This window comes from Mycobacterium sp., from assembly GCF_032162105.1.
Taxonomy (GTDB): Bacteria; Actinomycetota; Actinomycetes; order Mycobacteriales; family Mycobacteriaceae; genus Mycobacterium.
This window is the reverse complement of sequence record NZ_JAVRPS010000347.1, coordinates 1-7,658: the sequence shown is the minus strand read 5'-3', so window position 1 is coordinate 7,658 and position 7,658 is coordinate 1. Positions and strand designations below refer to the sequence as shown.

Annotated in this window: 6 protein-coding genes and 1 pseudogene; 4 read left to right on the top strand and 3 right to left on the bottom strand. The window is 68.5% G+C overall.

Annotation, left to right across the window (positions count from 1 at the left end):
- Positions 1-681, top strand: a pseudogene (locus QOC69_RS17715) (hypothetical protein); the annotation flags it as partial.
- Between the two features lie 71 nt (positions 682-752).
- On the top strand, positions 753-1,862 hold the full coding sequence (locus QOC69_RS17710; RefSeq protein WP_526441876.1) for a hypothetical protein: 1,110 nt from the start codon (positions 753-755) through the stop codon (positions 1,860-1,862).
- An 11-nt stretch (positions 1,863-1,873) separates the two neighbouring features.
- On the opposite strand, the gene QOC69_RS17705 is transcribed toward QOC69_RS17710, so the two are convergent.
- The 3 genes from QOC69_RS17705 to QOC69_RS17695 form a co-directional block, all read right to left on the bottom strand.
- On the bottom strand, positions 1,874-3,265 hold the full coding sequence (locus tag QOC69_RS17705; protein WP_526441880.1) for an alpha/beta hydrolase: 1,392 nt from the start codon (positions 3,263-3,265) through the stop codon (positions 1,874-1,876).
- A 130-nt stretch (positions 3,266-3,395) separates the two neighbouring features.
- Complete coding sequence (lysX, locus tag QOC69_RS17700) at positions 3,396-6,710, bottom strand: bifunctional lysylphosphatidylglycerol synthetase/lysine--tRNA ligase LysX (protein ID WP_526441874.1); 3,315 nt, start codon at positions 6,708-6,710, stop codon at positions 3,396-3,398.
- Between the two features lie 45 nt (positions 6,711-6,755).
- Positions 6,756-7,091, bottom strand: coding sequence for a DUF1844 domain-containing protein (locus QOC69_RS17695; RefSeq protein WP_526441872.1), 336 nt, complete (start codon positions 7,089-7,091; stop codon positions 6,756-6,758).
- Between QOC69_RS17695 and QOC69_RS17690 the strand changes: the two genes are divergently transcribed.
- Positions 7,090-7,254 carry a hypothetical protein gene (locus QOC69_RS17690; protein WP_526441869.1) on the top strand — a complete coding sequence of 55 codons (165 nt, stop codon included), beginning with the start codon at positions 7,090-7,092 and terminating at the stop codon, positions 7,252-7,254. The genes QOC69_RS17695 and QOC69_RS17690 overlap by 2 nt on opposite strands.
- Before the next feature lie 98 nt (positions 7,255-7,352).
- Positions 7,353-7,658, top strand: a 306-nt coding sequence (gene infC / locus QOC69_RS17685) for a translation initiation factor IF-3 (protein WP_526441878.1), incomplete at its 3' end; no start/stop codon positions are given.

Sequence of the window (7,658 nt, the reverse complement as noted above, 5' to 3'; positions counted from 1 at the left end):
GCGGCCCGGCAACGCGTCTGGTCGGCGTTGATCGCAGACTCGACGCCGTACAACCTGGGCGCTCGGGCGCGCCGCGAGTTCGCCGACCTGCCGTGGTCGATCGTCGAGGTCGGATTGAGCTCGATTGCCCCGCAACAACCTCCGCCGATGACGAGCGGCGTGGACGGTGACCGGCCGCTGGATCGCAGCGTGCTCGACCGGGTGCGGGCGACGCTGCGCCGCGCGCTGGACCGCGACGAACTGCCGGAGCTCCCGCTGCTGTGCGCAGAGGAGGTCGACCGCGCCTGCGCACCGTGGGGACTGCTCGCCGAGGACAAGCAGGCGACGTTGGTGGCCGGCATCGAAGTCGCCGTCGAGCTCGCTCCGTTGCGCGAATCCGCTGCGCCGCGTTACGACTTGGCCCGCCAGATCCAGGCCCGGCTCCGCAAGGAGGCGTATGTCCTGCACGCCAGGCGGTATCTGGCCGAGGGTGGGCCACTGCATCCGCGTCAACGGCAGGTGATCGAGGACCTCGCTGCCTTCGCGCGCCCCTATACCAGCAGGCTGTGGGCTCGGCTGCACGGACGCGACGTCTGGCAGGATTCCTGTGACGACGTCGACGACGTCAGGGCCCTGCTGGAGGGGGTGGCCAGGTCGGTCAGCCTCGATCACCGGCAGCGGATCAAGGCCATGCTGGAACTGGCTGGGGCGAGCGAAGCGACGGGCGATGTGGCTGGGGCGAGCGAAGCGACGGGCGATATTGAGGCAGCCCGATGAGATTCGTCGCCGATTCCGGTCTGTGGAGCGCAGGCCCGACGGTCGCGGCGGCACCCGCCGTCGCCGTCCTCGAACTCAACGGTGCAGTGCTGGCGTGGACGGTCGACGACCCGTCCGGTGCGGCCAGGATCACCTTCACCGATGTGCCTGCCGCCGAATGGCTTTGGCGTGTGGTCGGTGAAGCGGGGCACGTCGCCGTGCTAGCCGCGCTGGGCGACGGCGTGGCAGACGACGGGCGGGTCGTCGACGTCACGGGTGCCGACCCGTCGCCGGACGCGCTGGCACCGCTGCGCCGGCTCGCCGTCGGCCACTGGCTGCGGAGGTGGTGGCCCGCGAGTTCGCGCGACGGCATCGTCGCGCTCGACCCCGCCGTACTGGACGGCGAGATTGCTCTGCTGACTTCCGCCGCACAGGATTACTTCGCCGAGGAGACCTTCGATTCCGACGTGACCGAGTTACTGCGGTGGCACGGGGCCAGCCTCGTTGCGGGTGCCAACGGCGACGATCCGCGCGTTGCTGAGCTCGTCGGGGCGTGCCGCGAGCTCGCCGACGAAGTCGGCGTTGCCGGGTGGTCGAATCTGGTTGTGTCAGAGGGTGTGTCGCAGCGCCACCGCCAGGACTATGCGTTGGCTGCCGGGCCTGAATCGGTTCGGTCAGGCGCATTGGCGATCGCCAACGGAGTCGGTTCGGTCAACTGGACCGCCGTCCCACCCGGGCTGTTCGACGCGGCCGACCGGACGGTCGACTGGGCGATAGAGATGGCCGGACCGGCGGCAGTGGCCGCGGTCCGGGTGGCAACCACGGCGTCCGCCGCCGGTGTGTCGGTGCGGCTGCGATCGGGAGCGGTCAGCGGCGCAGGTGTCCTGGATGCCGACGGTCGTGCGACGCTTCCGTTGGTGGGAGCGGAACAGCAGCCGGTGACCGAAACCCAGGCTTGGGACCATGATTGGCCAACCACCGCCGTCACCATCGGCGCCGACGTCGACGACTCCGACGACGCCGCCCGAACCCGCGAGCGCATTCGGTCCTTCGCAAGGGCCAGGCTCGCGCAACCCGGCGCCGACGCGTTCCTCGCCGAGATCCTGGCCGCGGAATCCGACTACTGAGACTGAGTCGCCTACTTGGCCGCCGCCTGCAGCGTCGGCGCCGCAGGTGCCGGGACTGGCAACGGTTGTCGCGCCACCCGCGGCGTGCCGATCTCCCCGGCCAGCCAGGGCAGTGCGGCGGCAAAGGCGTGCGCGGCGAACGGCCAGTCGTGCTTGCCGGTCTGGGCGACTACGGCGCAGTTGATCCCGTTGGCTGCGCCCAGCCCGCACAGCGAGTTCGCCGCCGCGGTCTGGTCGGTGGTCCGGCCTGCGGCATCGCTCCCACCCAGGCCGTTGCCGCCGGCGTTGGCGGCGTTGACCGCCGTGGGAGGCGGTGTGGGTGAGGTGGTTTCGCTGATGGCGAACCAGCCCGAGATCCCCGAGTAGGGCCCGTGACGGGTGATCACGGTGGTGGGGTCGTAGTCGGCGTACTGGGCCGCCTTCCCGCCGAACAGTCGCTCGATCGTCTGTTGCTTCGTGCCCGAGTTGGGAGCCATGTCGCCCGCGATGTCCTCGAACGTGCTGAACATGTCGGGATGCATCACGGTCAGGTCGACCGCGCACGTCCCGCCCATCGACCATCCGACGATGCCCCAGTTGGCTGGTTTGGCGCTCACGCCGTAGGTCGTCTCCATGAACGGCACCACGTCCTTGGTCAGGTGGTCGGCGGCGTTGCCGCGCGCGCCGTTGACGCATTCGGTGTCGTTGTTGAACGCACCGCCCGAGTCGACGAAGACGAGCACCGGTGCGTTTCCGCGGTGGGCGGCGGCGAAGTCGTCCATGGTCTTGATCGCGTTGCCCGCCCGAAGCCAGTCCGCCGGGGTGTTGAACTCGCCGCCGATCATCATCAACGTCGGCAACGCGGGCGGCGGGTTCGAGGCGTACCAGGCCGGCGGCAGATAGACCAGTTCGCCGCGGTGCTTGAATCCCGAGGCGGCCGGGCTGATGGTCACCGGGACCACGGTGCCCTTGCTCGGGATCTGGCGCGACGCCTGCATCGCCACCACCGTGGCCTGGGTCGTCTCGTCGGGCAGTGGGCCCGCGGTGAGCTGGTTCCACGCCGTCTGGACGGTGGGGAAGTAGCCCACCCAAAGATTCAGGGCCAGACCGGCACACAGGACGCAGAGCGGCAACGCGGCCGCCGCCGCGCCGCGTCGCCACCACTGGGCACCACGCCAGCCGACCACCAGGACGACCGCCGAAACGCCCGTCACCGCGATCCAGATCCACAGCAAGTTCGGAGCAGGGTCGCCCGCCAAGCCCTCCGAGGAGATGTACCAGTACGCGGTGGCCGCAAGCACCACACCGATGCCCACTGCCACCGGCAGCCACACCAGCCGCCAGCGCCGGTTGCGCCAACCGATGGCCGCCAGCAGCACCACCGCGGCGACGGCCTGCACCGCCAAAGGCACCCAGCCGTGCATCAGCGAAAGATGTTGTTGGCGGTAGCCACCCGCCGGATCCGCCAGCAGGGTCTGGGCGATCCTCGTCGTCGAAGTCGTCACGGCATCATGGTGGATGCCGTTCCTGGAGATGGGCTGTGAGCCGGCTCGACTAGCGCGGCTTGGCGAGCGGGAACGGCAGCGTCTCGCGGATGCTGCGCCCGGTGATCAACATGACCACCCGGTCCACGCCGACGCCCAGCCCGCCGGTCGGCGGCATCGCGTACTCCATCGCCTGCAGGAAGTCCTCGTCGAGCTCCATCGCCTCGGGATCGCCACCCGCGGCGAGCAGCGACTGCTCCTGCAGCCGCCGTCGCTGCTCCACCGGGTCGGTCAGCTCGCTGTATGCGGTGCCCAGCTCGACGCCCCAGGCCACCAGATCCCATCGCTCGGCGACCCCGGGCTTGCTGCGATGCGGCCGGGTCAGTGGCGACACCGAGGTGGGGAAGTCCTTGTAGAACGTCGGACGCTGGGTATCGCCCTCGACGAGGCGTTCGTACAACTCGAGCACCACCGCGCCAGCATCCCAGTGGGTCAGGTACGGAATGCCCGCTCCGTCGCACAGTGTGCGCAGCCGGGCGAGGTCGGTGTTGGCATCGATCTCCGTACCGAGCGCTTCGGACACCGCGCCGTGCACGGTCTTGACCGGCCACTCGCCGGAGATGTCGACGGCCTCCAGCGAGCCGTCGGCATCACCCGGCCGCATGACGACCTGGCTGCCGTTGGCGGCCTCGGCGGCGTTCTGGATCAGCTCGCGGCACCCGTCCACCCACACGTTGTAGTCGGCGTGCGCCTGGTAGGCCTCCAGGAGGGTGAACTCGGGGTTGTGGCTGAAGTCCACGCCCTCGTTGCGGAACGCCCTGCCGAGTTCGAATACGCGTTCCACACCCCCGACGCACAGCCGCTTCAGATAGAGCTCGGGGGCGATCCGCAGATACAGGTTGAGGTCGTAGGCGTTGATGTGGGTCATGAACGGCCGGGCGTTGGCGCCGCCGTGGATCTGTTGCAGGATCGGCGTCTCGACCTCGAGAAAGCCCTTGCCGACCAGGGTTTCACGGATCGCGTGAAGGATGCGGCTGCGTGCCGTGATCAGGTCGCGCGCCTCGGTGTTGATGGCGAGGTCGACGTAGCGTGTCCGGACCCGGGCCTCGGGGTCGGTCAGGCCTTTCCACTTGTCGGGCAGGGGGCGAAGGCACTTGCCGATCAGCCGCCAGCTGTCGACCAGAAGCGAGCGCGTTCCGTTCTTGCTGTAGCCCATGCTGCCCGTCACCTCGACCAGGTCGCCGAGATCGATGGCGCCGGTGAAGTCGGCCGTGGTGCCCTCGGTGAGCCGCGAGTTGTCGAAGAGCAGCTGGACCTCGCCCGACCAGTCTCGAAGCTGCGCGAACAGCACCGCCCCGTAGTCCCGGATGCGCAGCACCCGGCCTGCCACCGACAGGGTGACGTCGTCTCCCGCGTCGACGGCCTGCGTGATCGTGTGGCTGGGCGCCTGACCCACGGGGTACGCGTCGATTCCACTGTCCTGCAACGCCTTCAGCTTGGCCATCCGGACCCGAACCTGCTCGGGTAGCCGTGGCGGCCCGGCCTCTTCGAGCATGTCGACCTCGAGTCCGCTGAGGTCGGGCGCGCTGCCGTCCTCGTGTAGCAACCCGGATTGCACCAGCGTGTCCGGCGCTGCGATGTGATGTCCGGTGTGCTGTTTGGCGCGGCGGCTGAACGGCAGCACCAGGAAGCCCTCGGCGATCACCGAGGCAACGCCGACCCGCGGGACGAGCCGGGCGTCGTCGTAGCAGGCGAAGCGGGGGACCCACTCCGGCAGGTACTTCATGTTGGACCGGTACAGCGTCTCCAACTGCCACCAACGGGAGAAGAACACCAGCAAGCCGCGCCACAGCCTCGCGACCGGGCCTGCGCCGAGCTGCGCACCTTCCTCGAAGGCGGACCGGAACATCGCGAAGTTGAGCGAAATGCGGGTCACGCCAATGTCTTCGGCCTGCAGGCATAATTCGCTGACCATCAGCTCGTTGGTGCCGTTGGGGGATTGGGGCGAGCGCCGCATCAGGTCGAGAGACGCCCCATTGGCGCCCCACGGCACCAGCGACAGCATCGCGACCGTGTTCGCTTGGTCGCCCACTTTCTGCACCGCTTCGACCAGCAGGCAGTCGCCGTCGGCCGGATCCCCGAGGCGACCAAGCGCCATCGAGAATCCCCGTTCGGTCTCGGTGTCGCGCCAGGCGTCGGCCCACTTGACCACCTGGCTCATCTCGTCTGCGGACAACTCACGGTGCCGCCGAATGCGCACCGTCAGATCTGCCCGGCGCGCACGCGTGACGGCCTGCCGCACCGGCTTCATGTCCGGCCCGGACAGCTTGAAGGTGTCCGGGTGCAGGATCGCCTCGTCACCCAGTTCGATGGCGTTGAGGCCGGCCTCGCGAAAGGCTTGCGCCGCCGTCGAACTCGCGCCCATCACACCCGGTGCCCAGCCATAGGACTGGCACAGCGCGAGCCACGCGTGGATCGCGGCGGGCCACGCCCGCGGATCCCCGATCGGATCGCCGCTGGCCAGACACACGCCCACCTCGACGCGATAGGTGATCGCGGCACGTCCGTTCGGCGCGAACACCACCGACTTGTCGCGGCGGGTGCCGAAGTAACCCAGTGAGTCGTTCTTGCCGTACAACTCGAGCAGTCCGCGGATCGCCGACTCGTCCTCGCCGGTGAGGGCATTCTCGGCCCGCTGGGACTGGAACAGCACGATGGCCGCGACCATCAGCGCCACCGCGCCGAACAAGCCGAGCAGGGCGTTGACGAAGACGTGCGGGTGTCCGGAGAACGAGTCGGCGTCGGCGCCCGCGAACGCGCTCACCCGGTTGAGCGCGTACAGCGGCCTGTCCGACCTGGCCAGCGTGCCGGGGAACAGCTCGAGAAGTCCCCACCCGATCAGCGTGCCGGTCGCCATTCCCGCGACCAGGGTGGCGGCCGCCTTGAACAGCGCACCGCGCCGAACCTTCGCCCAGAACTCGGGCCGGGCCAGGATCAGGAAGCCGATCGCCGCGACGTGGAAGGCCGCGCCGACGAGCTCGCCGATGTCCACCATGACCGACTCGTCACCGGTGACCAGGTCGAGGACGTTCCAGCCGATGGCGGCGACCATGTAGAGGACCAGGATCCACCAGGCGATCCGTTTGCGGGCTGCGAGTGCCGCCGCGAGCAGCGCCAGCACGACGGCCCACGCGAAGCTGGTGTCCGGGAAGTTGAAGAGGTAGTTGTTGACGAACTCGCGCGGGATCTTGATGATCAACCGGATCAACGGGGACACGCTGGCGATCAGGGACAGCGTGGCGATGACACCGACTGTCCAGCCGGCCGCGACGGGGACCCACCAGAATGCGGAGCGCCGTTTCTTGTTCACCGCGGTCAGAGTCATAGGCCGCGAGGATATGCGGTCAATCGGGGAAATGGGTGAGACTGGCTACCAGATCGGCCCCGTGTATTTCTCGCCAGGACCCTGTCCCGGCTCGTCGGGCGCCGCGCTCGCCTCGCGGAAGGCTAGCTGGAGACTCTTCAAGCCGTCGCGAACCGGCCCGGCGTGCGGGCCAAGGTACTCGGCGGACGCGGTCACCAGCCCGGCGAGCGCGGTGATCAGGCGCCGGGCCTCGTCGAGGTCGCGGTGCGGGCTGTCGTCGGGGTCGGGCGCCGACAATCCCAGCTTCTCGGCGGCGGCGCTCATCAGCATGACGGCCGAGCGCGTGATCACCTCGACGGCGGGAATCTCGGCCAGTTCGCGGATGCTGGGAACATCGGTCATGCCTGCTAGACTGGCACGTGCGACCGTTCTGGTGTATGCCAGGACACCCAAGTGGAGTCCCGCTCCCACCGTTGGCCACGTCATCGACGCCAGGTTCAACGGTCCGGTCACAGGCGTCACGCGACGCCTGTTCTGCGTATTGCGCAGGCGGCGCAAGCCGTGATCGGTCGGCATCGGGCCCTGCTATATGCAGGGCTTTTCCTGTTCCAGGGAACAGGGTGCTGATGGCGTGGACTCCGGCAACACTACATAGGAGGCCCCATCAGCACTGAGACACGCATCAACGAGCGCATCCGCGTACCTGAAGTCCGCCTTATCGGACCGGGTGGTGAGCAGGTAGGCATTGTGCGCATCGAAGATGCACTCCGCGTCGCCGCGGACGCCGATCTCGATCTCGTCGAAGTAGCCCCAGACGCCAAACCGCCGGTTTGCAAGATCATGGACTACGGCAAGTTCAAGTACGAGACGGCTCAGAAGGCGCGCGAGTCTCGCAAGAACCAGCAGCAGACCGTCGTCAAGGAACAGAAGCTCCGACCCAAGATCGACCCGCACGACTACGAGACGAAG